At 66.4% G+C, this 18,093-nt stretch carries 14 protein-coding genes; 11 read left to right on the forward strand and 3 right to left on the reverse strand.

Going from position 1 to position 18,093, the window contains the following annotated elements; translation table 11 throughout:
* The first annotated feature begins 9 nt into the window (after positions 1-9).
* From aceF to lpdA (ACAM58_RS10765), 3 genes are read left to right on the forward strand one after another with little or no spacing between them, the layout of a single operon-like run.
* Complete coding sequence (gene aceF, locus ACAM58_RS10755; protein ID WP_369664419.1) at positions 10-1,686, forward strand: dihydrolipoyllysine-residue acetyltransferase; 1,677 nt, start codon at positions 10-12, stop codon at positions 1,684-1,686.
* Positions 1,683-2,276, forward strand: a complete 594-nt coding sequence (locus ACAM58_RS10760; RefSeq protein ID WP_012747283.1) for an MFS transporter — start codon at positions 1,683-1,685, stop codon at positions 2,274-2,276. Before aceF ends, ACAM58_RS10760 begins: the two co-directional genes overlap by 4 nt.
* Positions 2,273-4,099 carry a dihydrolipoyl dehydrogenase gene (lpdA, locus tag ACAM58_RS10765; protein ID WP_018902809.1) on the forward strand — a complete coding sequence of 609 codons (1,827 nt, stop codon included), beginning with the start codon at positions 2,273-2,275 and terminating at the stop codon, positions 4,097-4,099. The genes ACAM58_RS10760 and lpdA (ACAM58_RS10765) overlap by 4 nt, the downstream gene beginning before the upstream one ends.
* Positions 4,100-4,187: 88 nt before the next feature.
* On the opposite strand, the gene ACAM58_RS10770 is transcribed toward lpdA (ACAM58_RS10765), so the two are convergent.
* On the reverse strand, positions 4,188-4,772 hold the full coding sequence (locus ACAM58_RS10770) for a C40 family peptidase (protein ID WP_012747285.1): 585 nt from the start codon (positions 4,770-4,772) through the stop codon (positions 4,188-4,190).
* 322 nt (positions 4,773-5,094) lie between these two features.
* Between ACAM58_RS10770 and ACAM58_RS10775 the strand changes: the two genes are divergently transcribed.
* Positions 5,095-6,147 (forward strand): PQQ-dependent sugar dehydrogenase, encoded by a 1,053-nt coding sequence (locus ACAM58_RS10775; RefSeq protein WP_369664484.1) that lies wholly within the window; start codon positions 5,095-5,097, stop codon positions 6,145-6,147.
* A gap of 16 nt (positions 6,148-6,163) precedes the next feature.
* On the opposite strand, the gene ACAM58_RS10780 is transcribed toward ACAM58_RS10775, so the two are convergent.
* Positions 6,164-6,961, reverse strand: coding sequence for an alpha/beta fold hydrolase (locus ACAM58_RS10780; RefSeq protein ID WP_369664420.1), 798 nt, complete (start codon positions 6,959-6,961; stop codon positions 6,164-6,166).
* 83 nt (positions 6,962-7,044) lie between these two features.
* Between ACAM58_RS10780 and ACAM58_RS10785 the strand changes: the two genes are divergently transcribed.
* The 7 genes from ACAM58_RS10785 (at position 7,045) to ACAM58_RS10815 (ending at position 17,286) form a co-directional block, all read left to right on the forward strand.
* On the forward strand, positions 7,045-7,647 hold the full coding sequence (locus ACAM58_RS10785; protein WP_278879449.1) for an isochorismatase family protein: 603 nt from the start codon (positions 7,045-7,047) through the stop codon (positions 7,645-7,647).
* An 83-nt stretch (positions 7,648-7,730) separates the two neighbouring features.
* Entirely contained in the window at positions 7,731-9,698 is a 1,968-nt protein-coding gene (locus ACAM58_RS10790; RefSeq protein ID WP_369664485.1) for a propionate--CoA ligase, read from the forward strand.
* Positions 9,699-9,876: 178 nt separating this feature from the next.
* Complete coding sequence (locus ACAM58_RS10795; protein ID WP_307591746.1) at positions 9,877-12,753, forward strand: 2-oxoglutarate dehydrogenase E1 component; 2,877 nt, start codon at positions 9,877-9,879, stop codon at positions 12,751-12,753.
* 55 nt (positions 12,754-12,808) lie between these two features.
* A complete protein-coding gene (gene odhB, locus ACAM58_RS10800) occupies positions 12,809-14,068 on the forward strand; it encodes a 2-oxoglutarate dehydrogenase complex dihydrolipoyllysine-residue succinyltransferase (RefSeq protein WP_027730836.1) in 1,260 nt (419 codons plus the stop codon).
* 14 nt (positions 14,069-14,082) lie between these two features.
* Positions 14,083-15,513 carry a dihydrolipoyl dehydrogenase gene (gene lpdA / locus ACAM58_RS10805; RefSeq protein ID WP_018902795.1) on the forward strand — a complete coding sequence of 477 codons (1,431 nt, stop codon included), beginning with the start codon at positions 14,083-14,085 and terminating at the stop codon, positions 15,511-15,513.
* A 4-nt stretch (positions 15,514-15,517) separates the two neighbouring features.
* Positions 15,518-16,618: a cell division protein ZapE gene (gene zapE / locus ACAM58_RS10810; RefSeq protein WP_012747293.1), complete on the forward strand. Its 1,101-nt coding sequence runs from the start codon at positions 15,518-15,520 to the stop codon at positions 16,616-16,618.
* A complete protein-coding gene (locus ACAM58_RS10815) occupies positions 16,615-17,286 on the forward strand; it encodes a hypothetical protein (protein WP_012747294.1) in 672 nt (223 codons plus the stop codon). The genes zapE and ACAM58_RS10815 overlap by 4 nt, the downstream gene beginning before the upstream one ends.
* A gap of 34 nt (positions 17,287-17,320) precedes the next feature.
* Here the strand turns inward: ACAM58_RS10815 and ACAM58_RS10820 are convergent, their stop codons facing one another.
* Positions 17,321-18,088, reverse strand: coding sequence for a PP2C family serine/threonine-protein phosphatase (locus ACAM58_RS10820; protein WP_012747295.1), 768 nt, complete (start codon positions 18,086-18,088; stop codon positions 17,321-17,323).
* Between the last annotated feature and the right edge of the window lie 5 nt (positions 18,089-18,093).

The raw sequence follows: 18,093 nt of genomic DNA on the forward strand, positions 1-18,093 counted from the left end.
ACGAACAATATGGCAGCAGTGGAAGTCAAGGTGCCGGACATCGGCGATTTCGATGAAGTCGCGGTGATCGAGGTGCTCGTGAAGGTGGGCGACACGGTCAAGGCCGAGCAGTCGCTCATCACCGTGGAATCGGACAAGGCGTCGATGGAGATCCCGTCGTCGACTGCCGGTGTGGTCAAGGAACTGAAGGTCGAGGTCGGCAGCAAGGTGAAGGAGGGCTCGGTGGTGCTCGTGCTGGAGGCCGATGGTGCCGCCGCCGCACCGGCGCCCGCAGCGGCCCCGGCCCCTGCGGCGGCCGCCGCCCCGGCACCCGCAGCTGCGGCGCCTGCACCGGCTGCCGCGCCTGCGGCCTCGGGCCCGGTCGAAGTCAAGGTGCCCGACATCGGCGACTTCAAGGACGTTGCGGTCATCGAGCTGCTGGTGAAGCCCGGCGACGCGATCGCGGCTGACCAGTCGCTGATCACGGTGGAGTCGGACAAGGCCTCGATGGAGATTCCATCGTCGGCGGCCGGCGTGCTCAAGGAGCTCAAGGTCAAGGTGGGCGACACGGTCAACATCGGCGACCTGATCGCGATATTGGAAGGCTCGGCAAGTGCCGCGGCACCGGCGCCTGCGCAGGCTGCTGCAGCCGCGCCCGCTGCGGCAACCGCCAGTGCACCCGCGCCGGCCGCCGCATCGCCGGCACCGGCTGCAAGCCCGGCTGCTGCCGCAGCCGCGCCGCATGAGCCGACGGTCGCGCCCACCGGCAACCTGCCGCATGCCTCGCCCTCGGTGCGCAAGTTCGCACGCGAGCTCGGCGTGCCGCTCGAGGAGGTCAAGGGCTCCGGTCCCAAGGGCCGCATCACGCAGGAAGACGTCCAGGGCTTCACCAAGGCCGTGATGAGCGGCCAGGCCAGCACCAAGGCATCGGCCGCCAAGGCGCCGGCTGGCGGCGGCAGCGCGGATGGCGCTGCACTGGGCCTCATTCCCTGGCCCAAGGTCGACTTCACGAAGTTCGGCGCGGTCGAGCGCAAGGACCTGTCTCGCATCAAGAAGCTCAGCGGCGCCAACCTGCACCGCAACTGGGTGATGATTCCGCACGTCACCAACAACGACGAGGCCGACATCACCGAGCTGGAGGCCTTCCGCGTCTCCACCAACAAGGAGAACGAGAAGTCGGGCATCAAGGTCACGATGCTGGCCTTCGTGATCAAGGCGGTGGTGGCGGCGCTGAAGAAATTCCCCGACTTCAACGCCAGCCTCGACGGCGACCAGCTGGTCTACAAGCAGTACTTCCACATCGGCTTCGCGGCCGACACGCCCAACGGGCTCGTGGTGCCGGTGCTCAAGGATGCCGACAAGAAGGGCATCCTGCAGATCAGCCAGGAAATGGGCGAACTCGCCAAGAAGGCGCGCGACGGCAAGCTCGGCTCGGCCGACATGCAGGGCGGCTGCATGTCGATCAGCTCGCTCGGCGGCATCGGCGGCACGCACTTCACGCCCATCATCAACGCCCCCGAAGTGGCCATCCTCGGTCTCTCCAAGGGCCAGATGAAGCCGGTGTGGGACGGCAAGCAGTTCGTGCCGCGCCTCACGCTGCCGCTGTCGCTGTCGTACGACCACCGCGTGATCGATGGTGCCCTGGCTGCGCGCTTCAACGCCTACCTGGGCCAGGTGCTCGCGGACTATCGCCGAATCCTGCTATGACCACGGTAGTGGCCGTCCGCAAAGGCGGCCAGGTCACGATGGCGGCGGATTCGCTGGTGACCTTCGGCGACACGCGGCTCTCGCACCGCGCCGAGGCAAACCAGAAGATCTTCACCGTCGAGGACGCGGCGGGGCAGAGCCTGTTTGCCGTGGCCGGCGCCGCCGCGCACTTCCTGGTGCTGCAGCATGCGCTGGCCGCGCAGCCGCGCGAGGCGCTGCTGTTTGGCAGCAAGCACGAGATCTTCCGCACCTTCACGCTGCTGCATCCGGTGCTGAAGGACGCGTTCTTCATGCAGACCAAGGAAGACGAGCACGAGCCCTACGAGTCGAGCCAGTTCACGATGCTGATGGCCAACCAGAGCGGCATCTACGGCATCTACAGCTACCGCGAGGTGTTCGAGTTCAAGCAGTTCTGGAGCATCGGCTCGGGACGCAGCTTTGCGCTCGGCGCCATGCACGCGGCCTATGACATCAAGTCGCGCACTTCGCGCGACGTGGCGGAGGCGGGCATCGCCGCCGCCTGCGAATTCGATCGCAATTCGGCCCCACCGGTCGACGTTCTCACACTCAAACTGAAAGTGTCCAAATGAGCGAACAACAAATCAAGGTGCCCGACATCGGCGACTTCGACGAAGTCGCGGTGATCGAGGTGCTGGTCAACGTCGGCGACACGGTCAAGGCCGAGCAGTCGCTGATCACGGTCGAATCGGACAAGGCCTCGATGGAAATTCCGTCGTCGGCGGCCGGCGTGGTGAAGGCGCTTGCCGTCAAGGTGGGCGACAAGGTCAAGGAAGGCTCCGTGGTGCTGACGCTCGAGGTGGACGGTGCCGCGGCGCCTGCACCGGCAGCGGCCGCGCCTGCACCCGCCTCGGCGGCTCCTGCGCCCAAGGCTGCCGCTCCGGCCGCAGCCCCGGCAGCGGCGCCCGCGGCCTCCAGCTACGGCGGCAAGGTCGACGTCGAATGCGACGTGATCGTGCTCGGCGCCGGCCCCGGCGGCTACTCGGCGGCTTTCCGCGCGGCCGACCTGGGCCTCAAGGTCGTGCTGATCGAGCGCTACGCCACGCTCGGCGGCGTGTGCCTGAACGTCGGCTGCATTCCCTCGAAGGCGCTGCTGCACGTCGCCTCGGTCATGGACGAGGTCAAGCACTTCGCCGACCTCGGCGTGAGCTTTGCCGCGCCCACGGTCGACCGTGCCAAGCTGCTCGGCCACAAGAACAAGGTGGTGGGCAAGCTCACCGGCGGCCTTACGGCCATGGCCAAGATGCGCAAGGTGACGGTGCTGCGCGGCGTCGGCAACTTCATCGATCCGTACCACCTGGAGGTGGAAGAAACCTCGGGCACCAGCTGGGACACCACCGGCAGGAAGCAGACCGTCAAGTTCCGCAATGCGATCATCGCGGCCGGTTCGCAGTCCGTGAGCCTGCCGTTCATGCCGAAGGACCCGCGCGTGGTCGATTCCACCGGTGCGCTCGAGATGGGCACCGACCCCAAGCGCATGCTGGTCCTGGGCGGCGGCATCATCGGCCTCGAAATGGGCACGGTGTATTCCACGCTGGGCGCGCGCCTGGACGTGGTCGAGATGCTCGACGGCCTGATGCAGGGCGCCGACCGCGACCTCGTGAAGGTCTGGCAGAAGATGAACGCGCCGCGCTTCGACAACATCATGCTCAAGACCAAGACGGTGGGCGCCGAGGCCACGAAGGAGGGCATCAAGGTGACCTTCGAGGGCGAGCAGGCACCCAAGGAGCCGCAGGTCTACGACCTGGTGCTGCAGGCCGTGGGCCGCAGCCCGAACGGCAAGAAGATCGGCGCCGAGAAGGCCGGCGTCGCGGTGAGCGATCGCGGCTTCATTCCGGTCGACATCCAGATGCGCACCAACGTCCCGCACATCTTCGCCATTGGCGACATCGTCGGCCAGCCGATGCTGGCGCACAAGGCGGTGCACGAGGCGCATGTGGCGGCCGAGGTGATTGCCGGCGAGCAAAAGGGCGACAAGGAGCTGTCGAGCGCCGCCTTCAACGCCCGCGTGATTCCGAGCGTGGCCTACACCGACCCCGAGGTGGCGTGGGTGGGTCTCACCGAAGACCAGGCCAAGGCCGAAGGCATCAAGATCAAGAAGGGCCATTTCCCGTGGACCGCTTCGGGCCGCGCCATCGCCAACGGCCGCGACGAAGGCTTCACCAAGCTGCTGTTCGACGCCCAGACGCACCGCATCCTGGGGGGCGGCATCGTCGGCACGCATGCCGGCGACATGATCGGGGAGATTGCGCTGGCCATCGAGATGGGCGCCGACGAGATCGACATCGGCAAGACCATCCACCCGCATCCGACGCTGGGCGAGAGCATCGGCATGGCGGCCGAGGTGGCGCACGGGACCTGTACCGACCTGCCGCCGGCCAAGAAGGCGGCCTGACCGGCGAGCTTCGACCGGCCACAAAAAATCCCGCCGCGGCGGGATTTTTTTCGTCCTGATGGAGGACGCGGGATTTGGGAGGGAAGGCTCAGTTGCCGGTGTGGGTTGCCGCAGTTGCCGCGGCCTTGATCTCGTCGTTCTGGGCGCCACCGAGCACGCGGCGTGCGCCGTCGAAGCGGCGGCTCCAGTAGCTGCCGTTCATGTCTTCCACACGGACCTGGGCACCGGTGCGCGGCGAGTGGATGAACTTGCCTTCGCCCACATAGATGCCGACATGGCTGAAGGCGCGGCGCATGGTGTTGAAGAAGACGAGGTCGCCGGGCTTGAGCTGGCTGGGATCGATCTTCTCGGTGGCGGCGGCCTGTTCTTCGGCGCGGCGCGGGAGCACGTGGCCGAGCGTCTGGTTGTACATCGCGCGAACGAAACCGCTGCAGTCGAAGCCGGATTCGGCCGAGTTGCCGCCGCGGCGATAGGGAACACCGAGGAAGCCGATGGCGGTCACCACCAGGTCGGAGGTTCGTTCAGCGACGGTTTGGCGGACCTGCCTGAGTTGGCCGATGATGCCCTTGTCCGCCAGCAGCCGGGCCAGTTCGTCATCGGTTCGATCCTGTTGGGGGGCGGCTTGGACTGCGACGGCAAACAGGAGGGACGCGGGTAGGACGAAAAAACGCATGGCGCGTAGGATATTGATGACGCCCGGTTATGTCAATCTCATCCGAATTGGCGAATGTATCTTCAAGTCTTTGATTTGTTTGATTTTTTTCGATTCGATCGAAGAAAAAATGTAACGACTGATCTTTATGAACCATAAGTGATTGGCCGAAAGCGAACTTTTGTACTCGCATTGAAGAGGCAAACAGCCTGGATTCGGCCTGCATTTCGCGTCAAGATCGCGCCAACTACCCGGAAAAGACATGAACCTGCGAATTCAGGAAGCTGGGCGCCTCCTAGGAAGGGTGGCCATTGTGGCGGGCTTGGCCGTCTGGGGTGCCGCCATGGCGCAGATACGGCCGGAAACCATTTCGACCGGCCTCGAGAACCCATGGGGGGTGGCTTTTCTGCCGGGCGGCCGTTTCGTGGTCACGGAGCGGGCCGGACGGTTGCGGCTGATCGCTGCGGACGGCAAGATCGGCGCGCCCATCACTGGCCTGCCCCCCATCGCGGCCGGCGGCCAGGGCGGCTTGCTCGACGTGCTGGCCGATTCGGGCTTCGACAAGAACCGCACACTGTATTTCTGCTTCTCGGAACCCGCAGCCGGTGGTGGTTCGGGCAACGGCACGGCACTGGCCAGCACGCAGCTTTCGGCCGACGGCACGCGGCTGGAGAACCTCAAAATCATCTTCAGCCAGCAGCCCAAGGTGGCCAGCCGCAACCATTTCGGCTGCCGCATCGTCGAGGCGCGCGACGGCACGCTGTTTCTCACGCTGGGCGACCGGTTCAGCCGCAAGGAAGATGCGCAGAAGCTCGACAACCACCTGGGCAAGGTGGTGCGCATCGCCAAGGACGGCTCGGCGCCCAAGGACAACCCCTTCGTCGGCCGGGCGGGTGCGCTGCCCGAGATCTGGAGCTATGGCCACCGCAACGGACAGGGCGCGGCGCTCGGGCCCGATGGCCGCCTTTGGATGACCGAGCACGGCCCGCAGGGCGGCGACGAAATCAATATCCCGCAAGCCGGCCGCAACTACGGCTGGCCGGTGATCACCTACGGCGAGAACTACGGCGGCGGAAAGATCGGCGAGGGCATCACGGCGAGGGACGGCATGGAACAGCCGCTGCACTACTGGGTGCCGTCGATCGCGCCCTCGGGCATGGCTTTCCTCACCAGCGACCGCTACGGCGCGGCATGGAAGGGCAACCTGTTCGTGGGCTCGCTCAAGTTCGGCTATCTCGACCGCATCGAGCTGAAGGACGGCAAGGTGGTGGCCGAGCACAAGCTGCTGGCCGACGACCGGGCCCGCATTCGCGATGTGAAGCAGGGGCCGGACGGCCTGCTCTACGTGCTGACCGACGAATCCGACGGCAAACTGCTGCGCCTGCGGCCGAACTGAGGCGGGCCTTCAGTCCTCAGCCGGGGCAGCCCGGCAGCGGCAAGGTCGGCAGCATGCGGCGCCAGAGCCGCGTCCACTCGGGCCAGTCGTGGCCGCCTTCGGTCGTGAAGACGCGGTTGGCGGGCAGCGCGGCCGCCAGCAGCCGATGGCTGAAGGCAAAGCGGTCGTCGACGCCATAGCCCAGGTAAAGCGGCGGCCGCGCGCCGAAGGTGGCGGTGGCGCCGACGTAGCCGCGCAGCCACTGCCACAGCTGGGTTTCGTTCGGTATTTGCGGGTCGCTGCCCGGCGGATCGCCCAGCGGACCGGTCCAGCGGGCGAGGCCGCCGGCATTGGCGATGTCGGTGCCGAGCGCGCGTTCCCCGAGATAGGGCGCAATGGCCACGAGGCCCGCAAGCTCGCCGGGATGGGTCTGCGCGTAGAGCAGTCCGCCGAAGCCGCCGACCGAGATGCCGACGATCCAGATGGCCTTGTAGCCCTGGCTGCGCGCCGGCACCATCACGTCCTGGCTCAGGCGCTCGAGGATGGTCCTGGCGTCGTAGTAGCCCAGGTGCGCGTCGACCCGCATCACGTCCACCGCGAGCCTGTTGTCGTTCAGCGCCTTGACGAAGCCTTCGCGCTCGAATTCGTCGGGGTGCGAGTACGCGCCGGGCAGCATCACGATCAGCGTGTCGGCATTCGGCGTGCAGCTGCTCTTCTCGAGCGCGCGGTCCAGCGGCGCCTTGGCGGTGCGCAGGCCACCGCATCCGGTCACCACCAGCGCCGCGCCAAGGGCCAGAATCGGCAAATGGCGCCGGGCCGAAAAGAAGATCCGCATCCGCCCGGAGTCTAGAGAGATACGCGCCGTTTCGGTGGTACGGTCTGGCCCCATCAATTCCATCTGAATGAAAGAACCGGTTCATGCTGCTCGATGCCTCGCTTTCCCAACTCGTCCTGGTCGACTACCAGGCGCGGCTGATGCCGTCGATCTTCGAGGGCGAAGCGGTCGCGCAGAACGCAGTGCGGCTCGGCAAGATGGCCCAGCTGTTCCAGCTGCCGGTGTGGGGCACCGAGCACAACCCTTCCAAGCTGGGCGAGAACCTGCCCGACATCCGCGCGCTGTGCCAGCGCACCCTGTCGAAGATGCACTTCAGCGGCGTGGAAGAGGGGCTCGGCGAATGGCTGCGCGTGCCGGCGAAGGCGCCGCAGGGCAATGCCCGCAGCCTGCCCAAGCACCTGCAGAAGCCCGCGGCGGCTGCCGAAGAGCGCAATTCCATCGTGATCGCCGGCTGCGAAGCCCATGTTTGCCTGCTGCAGACCGCGCTCGACCTGCTGGAGGACGAGTTCGAAGTCTGGGTCGTCACCGACGCCTGCAGCTCGCGCACCGAGCGCAACCGCGACGCCGCCTTCGACCGGCTGGCCGGCGCCGGGGCCGAGCTCGTGACGACCGAGATGGTCGGCTTCGAATGGCTGCGCACCGCGGAGCACCCCGCGTTCTCTGAGCTGCTCACCCTGGTCCGATAGCCGCAACCGGCGGCGCACCGCAAGGGCTCGGCCGGATTGTTCCGGCCGTCAGCTTGCTGCAAGATCGGTCTCCATAATTATGAATTCAGTTTTGGCGATGCCGCCAGGGCCGAACGAATAAACGGAGACAAATCCAGATGAGCCGCTACGAAGAGTTCTACCGCCAGTCCGTCGATGCGCCCGAGGCCTTCTGGGCCGAGCAGGCGAAGCTGATCGACTGGCAAGCCCCCGCCGAGCAGATCCTCGACGCCAGCCAACCGCCTTTTGCGCGCTGGTTCGTGGGCGGCACCACCAACCTGTGCCACAACGCGGTCGACCGGCACCTGGCCGCGCGCGGCGATCAGCCCGCGCTGATCTTTGTTTCCACCGAAACCGGCGTTGAAAAGAGCTACAGCTTCAGCGAACTGCACGCCGAGGTGCAGCGCACCGCCGCCAGCCTGATGGAGCTGGGCGTGGGGAAGGGCGACCGCGTGCTCATCTACATGCCGATGATTCCCGAGGCCGCCTTCGCGATGCTGGCCTGCGCACGCATCGGCGCGATCCACTGCGTGGTGTTCGGCGGATTCGCGAGCGGCTCGCTGGCCACGCGCATCGAGGACGCCGAGCCCAAGGTGGTGGTGAGCGCCGACGCCGGCTCGCGCGGCGGCAAGGTCATTGCGTACAAGCCGCTGCTCGACGAGGCGATCCGGCTGTCGAAGTACAAGCCGGCCGCGGTGCTGCTCACCGACCGCGGCCTCGCACCCATGGAGCTGACGGCCGGCCGCGACCACCTGGCGGCCGAATTGCGGCAGAAGCACCTCGACGCCCAGGTGCCCTGCACCTGGCTGGCCGCCACCGACATCAGCTACACCATCTACACCAGCGGCACCACCGGCAAGCCCAAGGGCGTGCAGCGCGACGTCGGCGGCTACGCCGTGGCGCTGGCCGCGAGCATGAAGCACATCTTCGACGGCCGCGCCGGCGAAACCTATTTCTCGACCAGCGACATCGGCTGGGTGGTGGGCCACAGCTACATCGTCTACGGTCCGCTGATCGCCGGCATGGCCACCCTCATGTACGAGGGCTTGCCCACGCAAGGCATCGACCGGCAGCCGGACGGCGGCATCTGGTGGCGCCTGGTCGAGAAGTACAAGGTGACGGTGATGTTCAGCGCGCCCACGGCGGTGCGCGTGCTCAAGAAGCAGGACCCGGCGCTGCTGAAGAAATACGACCTGTCGAGCCTGCGGGCGCTGTTCCTGGCGGGCGAGCCGCTCGACGAGCCCACCGCGCGCTGGATCAGCGAGGGCCTGGGCGTGCCGATCATCGACAACTACTGGCAGACCGAATCGGGCTGGCCGATGATCACCATTGCCAACGGCGTCGAGGCCAAGCCCAGCAAATTCGGCAGCCCCGGCGTTCCGATGTACGGCTACCGCATCAAGATATTGCACGAATCGACCGGCGAGGAACTGACCGCCCCCAATGAAAAGGGCGTGGTCGTGGTCGAAGGCCCGACCCCGCCCGGCTTCATGCAGACCGTGTGGAAGGACGACGCGCGCTTCGTCAGCACCTACTGGAAGAGCGTGCCCGGCAAGATGGTCTATTCGACCTTCGACTGGGGCATTCGCGACGAGGACGGCTATTTCTACATCCTCGGGCGTACCGACGACGTGATCAACGTGGCCGGCCACCGACTGGGCACCCGCGAGATCGAGGAGAGCATCTCGGGCCACGCCAACGTGGCCGAGGTCGCGGTGGTGGGCGTGGCCGATGCGCTCAAGGGCCAGGTGGCGATGGCTTTCGTGGTGCCGAAGGACGGCATCGCCGTGACCGATGCCGACGCGGCGCTGAGGCTCGAAGGCGAGATCATGAAGGTGGTGGCCGACCAGCTCGGCGCCTTGGCGCGGCCTGCCCGGGTGCGCTTCGTCTCGGGCCTGCCCAAGACCCGCAGCGGCAAGCTGCTGCGGCGCGCCATCCAGGCCGTGTGCGAGCAGCGCGATCCGGGCGACCTGACCACCATCGACGACCCCGCCACGCTGCAGCAGATCAGGCAGCTGGTTTCTTCGGCCTGAGTGAGCAAACCGGGCCTTGCGAAGCCGCGCCGCGCCGTCATATGTTTGACGTGGCACAATGCGAAGGTACTCAGGCCCTTCCCCAGCCACAGTCGCATCCGCCAACCGGTTCAGCCGTGTCGCGGAAGGTTTCTTAACCAGCTAGTGCTTCCTTCAGGGAAGCGAAGGTCAGCGGATCATGAGCGATTCCTCCAAGCCCACGGCGTATGCCGCGTACCAGGGCAACACGTACCTCTTCGGTGGCAATGCGCCCTATGTCGAAGAGATGTACGAAAACTACCTCTCCAATCCCGGCAGCGTGCCTGACAACTGGCGTTCGTATTTCGACGCCCTGCAGAACGTGCCCGCAGCCGATGGCTCCAACACCAGGGACGTCCCGCACCAGCCGGTGATCAACGCCTTTGCCGAACGCGCGAAGCAAGGCACCACCAAGGTCGTGCAGGCCAGCGGCGCGGATTCCGAGCTCGGCCGCAAGCGCACCGCTGTCCAGCAGCTGATTGCGGCTTATCGCAACGTCGGCGCCCGCTGGGCCGACCTGGACCCCCTCAAGCGCGCCGAGCGCCCGGCCATTCCGGAACTCGAGCCCTCGTTCTACGGCTTCACCGATGCCGACCTCGAGACGGTGTTCAACACCAGCAACACCTTCTTCGGCAAGGAGACCATGTCGCTGCGCGACCTGCTCAATGCCTTGCGCGAAACGTACTGCGGCACCATCGGCGCCGAGTACATGTACACCACCGACCAGAACCACAAGCGCTGGTGGCAGCAGAAGCTCGAAAGCGCCCGCACCAACCCGCAGCTCAATGCGGAGCAGAAGAAGCACGTGCTCAACCGCCTGACCGCGGCCGAAGGCCTCGAGCGCTTCCTGCACACCAAGTACGTCGGCCAGAAGCGCTTCTCGCTCGAAGGCGGCGAAAGCTTCATCGTCTCGATGGACGAGCTGATCAACCAGGCCGGCATCAAGGGCGTGCAGGAAATCGTGATCGGCATGGCCCACCGCGGCCGCCTCAACGTGCTGGTCAATTCGCTCGGCAAGATGCCGGCCGACCTGTTCGCCGAGTTCGACCACACCGCGCCTGAAGACCTGCCGAGCGGCGACGTCAAATACCACCAGGGCTTCAGCTCGGACGTGACCACGCCCGGCGGCCCGGTGCACCTGAGCCTGGCATTCAACCCCTCGCACCTCGAGATCGTGAACCCCGTGGTCGAAGGCTCGGTGCGCGCCCGCATGGACCGCCGCGCCGACCCGCAGGGCAAGCAGGTGCTGCCCGTGCTGGTGCACGGCGACGCCGCCTTCGCGGGCCAGGGCGTCGTGATGGAAACGCTGGCGCTGGCCGAAACCCGTGGCTACTTCACGGGCGGCACGGTGCACATCGTCATCAACAACCAGATCGGCTTCACCACCAGCGACCCGCGCGACAGCCGCTCGACGCTGTACTGCTCGGACATCGTCAAGATGATCGAAGCACCGGTGCTGCACGTGAACGGCGACGATCCCGAAGCCGTGGTGCTCGCCACCCAGCTCGCCCTCGAATTCCGCATGGAGTTCCAGAAGGACGTAGTGGTCGACATCATCTGCTTCCGCAAGCTGGGCCACAACGAGCAGGACACCCCCTCGCTCACGCAGCCGCTCATGTACAAGAAGATCGCCCAGCACCCCGGCACGCGCAAGCTGTACGCCGACAAGCTGGCGACGCAGGGCCTGGGCGCCACGCTCGGCGACGACATGGTCAAGGCCCAGCGCGCCGCCTTCGACGAAGGCCGCAACACGGTCGACCCGGTGCTCACGAACTTCAAGAGCAAGTACGCCGTCGACTGGAATCCCTACCTCAACAAGAAGTGGACCGACGCCGGCGACACCGCCATTCCGTCCAGCGAGTGGAAGCGCCTGGCCGAGAAGATCACCACGGTGCCGGCCGGCTTCACGGTGCACCCGCTCGTGAAGAAGGTGCTGGACGACCGCGCCGCCATGGGCCGCGGCGACGTCAACGTCGACTGGGGCATGGGCGAGCACATGGCCTTTGCCTCGCTGGTGGCCAGCGGCTACCCGGTGCGCCTGTCGGGCGAAGACTCGGGCCGCGGCACGTTCACGCACCGCCACGCCGTGCTGCACGACCAGAACCGCGAGAAGTTCGACGAAGGCACCTACACGCCGCTGCAGAACGTGGCCGAGAACCAGGCACCGTTCGTCGTCATCGACTCGATCCTGTCGGAAGAAGCGGTGCTCGCGTTCGAATACGGCTACGCTTCGAACGACCCGAACACGCTCGTGATCTGGGAAGCCCAGTTCGGCGACTTCGTGAACGGCGCGCAGGTGGTGATCGACCAGTTCATCGCCTCGGGCGAAGTGAAATGGGGCCGCGTCAACGGCCTCACGATGATGCTGCCGCACGGCTATGAAGGCCAGGGCCCCGAGCACAGCTCGGCCCGCCTGGAGCGCTTCATGCAGCTGAGCGCCGACACCAACATGCAGGTGGTGCAGCCCACCACGGCCAGCCAGATCTTCCACGTGCTGCGCCGCCAGATGGTGCGCAACCTGCGCAAGCCTTTGATCATCATGACGCCGAAGTCGCTGCTGCGTAACAAGGACGCGACCTCGCCGCTGTCCGAGTTCACCAAGGGCGGCTTCCAGACGGTCATCCCCGACAGCAAGGGCCTGAAGGCCGAGAAGGTCAAGCGCCTGATTGCCTGCTCGGGCAAGGTCTACTACGACCTGGCCAAGAAGCGCGAAGAACAGGGCACCGACGACGTGGCGATCATCCGCGTCGAGCAGCTCTATCCGTTCCCGCACAAGGCCTTCGCGGCCGAGATCAAGAAGTACCCGAACCTCGCCGACGTGGTGTGGTGCCAGGACGAGCCGCAGAACCAGGGCGCCTGGTTCTTCGTGCAGCACTACATCCACGAGAACATGCAGGAAGGCCAGAAGCTCGGCTACTCCGGCCGTGCCGCTTCCGCATCGCCTGCAGTCGGCTACTCGCACCTGCACCAGGAACAGCAGAAGGCGCTGGTCGATGGCGCATTTGGCAAGCTCAAGGGCTTCGTGCTGACCAAGTAATTCCAAGCCTCTTTTTCACACGAACACCTGAAGAACAAAACGGAGCTCACTCCAAATGTCTATCGTAGAAGTCAAAGTCCCCCAGCTTTCCGAATCCGTGGCCGAAGCCACCATGCTCACCTGGAAGAAGAAGGCCGGCGAAGCCGTCGCCGTCGATGAAATCCTGATCGAGATCGAGACCGACAAGGTCGTGCTCGAGGTGCCCGCGCCCTCGGCTGGCGTGCTGGCCGAGATCGTGCAGCCCGATGGCGCCACCGTGGTGGCCGACCAGCTGATCGCGAAGATCGACACCGAAGGCAAGGCAAGCGCTGCAGCGCCTGCAGCAGCGGCACCCGCCGCCGCACCGGCCCCGGCAGCTGCGCCCGCAGCGGCTGCGGCCGCCACCGGCGGTTCGAAGTCCGACGTTGCCATGCCCGCCGCCGCCAAGCTGCTGGCCGACAACAACCTGAAGACCAGCGACGTGGCCGGCAGCGGCAAGGACGGCCGCGTCACCAAGGGCGACGTGCTCGGCGCCGTGGCCTCGGGTGCCAAGCCCGCGCCCGCCGTGGCCGCACCGGCTGCCAAGCCGGCGTTGCCGCAAGTCGCCGCGCCCGCGGGCGCGCCCGACCTGGGCGAGCGCCCCGAGCAGCGCGTGCCGATGAGCCGCCTGCGCGCCCGCATCGCCGAGCGCCTGATCCAGTCGCAATCGACCAACGCCATCCTGACGACCTTCAATGAAGTCAACATGGCGCCCGTCATGGAGCTGCGCAAGCGCTTCCAGGACAGCTTCACCAAGGAACACGGCGTGAAGCTCGGCTTCATGAGCTTCTTCGTGAAGGCCGCGGTGCATGCGCTCAAGAAGTACCCGGTGATCAACGCCTCGGTCGACGGCAACGACATCCTGTACCACGGCTACTTCGACATCGGCATTGCCGTCGGTTCGCCGCGCGGCCTGGTGGTGCCGATCCTGCGCAACGCCGACCAGATGAGCTTTGCCGACATCGAGAAGAAGATCGCCGAATACGGCAAGAAGGCACAGGACGGCAAGCTCGGCATCGAAGAGATGACCGGCGGCACCTTCTCCATCTCGAACGGCGGCACCTTCGGCTCGATGCTCTCGACGCCGATCATCAACCCGCCCCAGTCGGCCATCCTCGGCGTGCACGCCACCAAGGACCGCGCCGTGGTCGAGAACGGCCAGATCGTCATCCGCCCGATGAACTACCTGGCCATGAGCTACGACCACCGCATCATCGACGGCCGCGAAGCCGTGCTGGGCCTGGTCGCCATGAAGGAAGCGCTCGAAGATCCGTCGCGCCTCCTGTTCGACATCTGAGGAGAAAGAATCAGATGGCCAACAAACAATTCGACGTCATCGTCATCGGCGGCGGCCCCGGCGGCTACATCGCCGCGATCCGCGCGGCGCAGCTGGGCTTCAACGTGGCCTGCATCGACGAGTGGAAGAACGGCAAGGGCGGTCCCGCACCGGGCGGCACCTGCACCAATGTCGGCTGCATTCCCTCGAAGGCGCTGCTGCAATCGTCGGAGCACTTCGACCAGGCCGGCCACCACTTCGCCGACCATGGCATCAAGGTCGAAGGCCTTGGGCTGGACCTCGACAAGATGCTGGCCCGCAAGGACCAGGTCGTGAAGCAGAACAACGACGGCATCCTGTACCTGTTCAAGAAGAACAAGATCACCTTCTTCCATGGCCGCGGCTCGTTCGTGAAGGCGGGCGAAGCCGGCTACGAGATCAAGGTGGCGGGCGCCGCCGAAGAGGCGATCGAGGGCAAGCACATCATCGTGGCCACGGGCTCCAACGCCCGCGCGCTGCCGGGTGCGCCGTTCGACGAGGAGAACATCCTCTCGAACGACGGCGCGCTGCGCATCGGCGCGGTGCCCAAGAAGCTGGGCCTGATCGGCTCGGGCGTCATCGGGCTTGAAATGGGTTCTGTGTGGCGCCGCCTCGGCGCCGAAGTCACGGTGCTCGAAGCACTGCCGACCTTCCTCGGCGCGGTCGACGAGCAGATCGCCAAGGAAGCCAAGAAGGCCTTCGACAAGCAGAAGCTCAAGATCGAACTCGGCGTCAAGGTCGGCGAGATCAAGTCGTCCAAGAAGGGCGTGAGCGTGGCCTGGACCAATGCCAAGGGCGAAGCCCAGACGCTGGAGGTCGACAAGCTGATCGTCTCGATCGGCCGCGTGCCCAACACCATCGGCCTGAACGCCGAAGCCGTGGGCCTGAAGCTCGACGAGCGCGGCGCCATTGCCGTGGACGACGACTGCAAGACCAGCTTGCCCAACGTCTGGGCCATCGGCGACGTGGTGCGCGGCCCGATGCTCGCGCACAAGGCCGAGGAAGAGGGCGTTGCCGTGGCGGAGCGCATTGCGGGCCAGCACGGCCACGTCAACTTCAACACCGTGCCGTGGGTGATCTACACCAACCCCGAGATCGCATGGGTCGGCCAGACCGAGCAGCAGCTCAAGGCCGCGGGCCGCGCCTACAAGGCCGGCACCTTCCCGTTCCTCGCGAACGGCCGCGCACGCGCGCTGGGCGACACGACCGGCATGGTCAAGTTCCTGGCCGACGCGGCCACGGACGAGATCCTGGGCGTGCACATCGTGGGCCCGCAGGCCAGCGAGTTGATCTCCGAAGCCGTGGTGGCGATGGAGTTCAAGGCCAGCGCCGAAGACATCGCGCGCATCTGCCATGCGCACCCGTCGCTGTCGGAAGCCACGAAGGAAGCGGCACTTGCCGTGGACAAGCGCACGCTGAACTTCTGATCCTTTGACCAGCGTCAAACAGGCCTATGAGGCGGAACTCGCTGTGCGCGGGTTCCAGAGCGATCCCGCGCAACTGCGCGCCGTGGAAGCGCTGGATCGCTGCGCTCGGGAGTGGGGCGAGTACAAGGCCCAGCGCTCCAACGCGCTGAAGAAGTTCATCAACCGGCCCGAGCTGCCGCGCGGCGTCTACATGTATGGTGGCGTCGGGCGCGGCAAGAGCTTCCTGATGGACCTGTTCTTCAACGCGGTGCCGCTGCGGCGCAAGACCCGGCTGCACTTCCACGAGTTCATGCGCGAGGTGCACCGCGAACTGCGCGAGCTGCAGGGCACGGTCAACCCGCTCGACGAGCTCGGGCTGCGCATCTCCAAGCGCTACAAGCTGATCTGCTTCGACGAGTTCCACGTGGCGGACATCACCGACGCGATGATCCTTCACCGCCTCCTGGTGGCGCTGTTCGAGAACGGCGTGGGCTTTGTCACCACCTCCAATTTTAGGCCCGACGACCTTTACCCCGGCGGGCTGCACCGCGACCGCATCCTGCCCGCGATCGCGCTGCTCAACCAGAAGCTCGAGGTGCTGAGCGTGGACAACGGCACCGACTACCGGCGCCGCACGCTCGAGCAGCTGCGCATGTACCTGACGCCCAACGATGCCTCGGCCGAAAAGGAGATGCGCAAGGCCTTCGACAGGTTGGCCGAAACGGCCGACGAGAACCCGGTCCTGCACATCGAGCAGCGCGAGATCCGCGCCAGGCGTAAGGCCGGCGGTGTTGTGTGGTTCGACTTCAAGACGCTGTGCGGCGGACCGCGCTCGCAGAACGACTACCTCGAGATCGCGAGCCAGTTCCACACCGTGCTGCTGTCCGACGTGCCGCACATGCCGGTGCGCATGGCCTCCGAAGCACGCCGTTTCACCTGGCTGGTCGACGTCTTGTACGACCGGCGCGTCAAGCTCATCATGTCGGCCGAGGTACCGCCGGAGGCGTTGTACACCGAGGGGCCGCTCGCGCACGAATTCCCGCGGACGGTTTCCAGGCTCACCGAAATGCAATCGAGCGAGTTCCTCTCCCTGGAACGCCGCATCGTGGACACTCGACTGACATGAAAAAAATTGTTCTCGCCATGCTGATGGCCTTGGGCAGCCTGCCGCTCTGGGCACAGTCCAACGCGGCCGCGGGCAATGCGAACTTCGAAGCGGAGCGCAGCCGGCTGGCCGCCGAGCGCGCGGCCATCGACGCGCGCTTCGAGAAGGAGCGCGCCGCCTGCTACCAGAAGTTCGCGGTCGAGGACTGCCTGCGCGACAGCCGCAAGCGCCGCCGCGTCGAGACCGACCACATCAAGCGCCAGGAAACGGCCATCAACGACATCGAGCGCCAGCGCCGTGGTGCGGCCGAACTCGAGAAGCTCGACCAGAAGGCGGCCACGCGGCGCCCGCAGGACACGCCCGAGAAGCAGGAAGAAGCTAAAAAAGCCCAGCAGGACCGCGAGCAGCGCGCGGCCGACCATGCGGCGAGCCGCGCCGCGACGGCGGCCGAGGCCGACGAGCGCCGGCGCCAGCTCGAGGCCAAGCAGAAGGCCCACGCCGACGAGCAAGCCAAGGCCGCCCAGCGGCGCGCCGAGGCGCCGGCGGCGGTCGAACGCTTCGAGAGCAAGCAGCAAAAGGCGGCCGAGCACCGGGCCAGCCGCGAGCGGCAGAACGCCGAGCGCACCAAGCCGCGCGGGGCGCCCTTGCCCCCGCCGCCGGCATCCCCGGCTTCGGCGCCCAGCCGCTGAGCCCACCTCGCCGGGCGAGCGCCAGTGGCAGCGCTCAGTCTTGAGGAAGCGCTTCGAGCTTCAGCACCACGATCGAAATGTTGTCGCCCGTGCCGCGCGCCCGGCGGCGCGCTTCTCCCACCAGGATTTCCACCGCTTCGCGCGGCGGCTCCGCGTACAGCACGCTGGCCAGCTCCTCGGGGCTGAAGTAGTGCCAGAGCCCGTCGCTGCAGGCCATCAGCAGGTCGCCCGGCTGCATCGCGGGAATGTAGTGCGGCTCGATGGGCGGGGGCGTCGTGGTCATGCCCAGGCATCCGAGGAGGATGTTGCCCTTGGGGTGGACATTGGCCTCGGCCTCGGTGATTTCGCCGCGGTCGATGAGCACCTGGACATAGGAATGGTCGCGCGTGCGCGTGACGAGCTCGCCGTTCTGGAAGTGGTAGATGCGCGAGTCGCCGGCATGGATCCAGGCGCAGTCGCCCTTGGGGTTCATCAGAAAGGCCGCCAGCGTGCTGTGCGGTTCCTGCTCGCTCGACAGGGCCGTGAGCTTGATGACCGTGTGCGCATCCTCCAGCAGCTGGCGCAGCACGGCCGCGGAGCTGTCGCGGTCGGGGTGGTAGCGCGTGAACAGCTGGCGCGCGGTCATCAGCACCTGGTCGGAGGCCTTGCGCCCGCCGCTGCGCCCGCCCATGCCGTCGGCAATGATGCCCAGCATGCAGCCGGGCACGCGCGGATGGCTCATCATCAGGACCTGGTCCTGCTGATAGGGGCGGTCTCCCTTGTGGAGACCGGTGGCGGCGGCAAGCCGAAAGCCTTGTGTCATGAGCG

The sequence above is a fragment of the Variovorax sp. V116 genome (assembly GCF_041154435.1).
GTDB lineage: Bacteria > Pseudomonadota > Gammaproteobacteria > Burkholderiales > Burkholderiaceae_C > Variovorax > Variovorax paradoxus.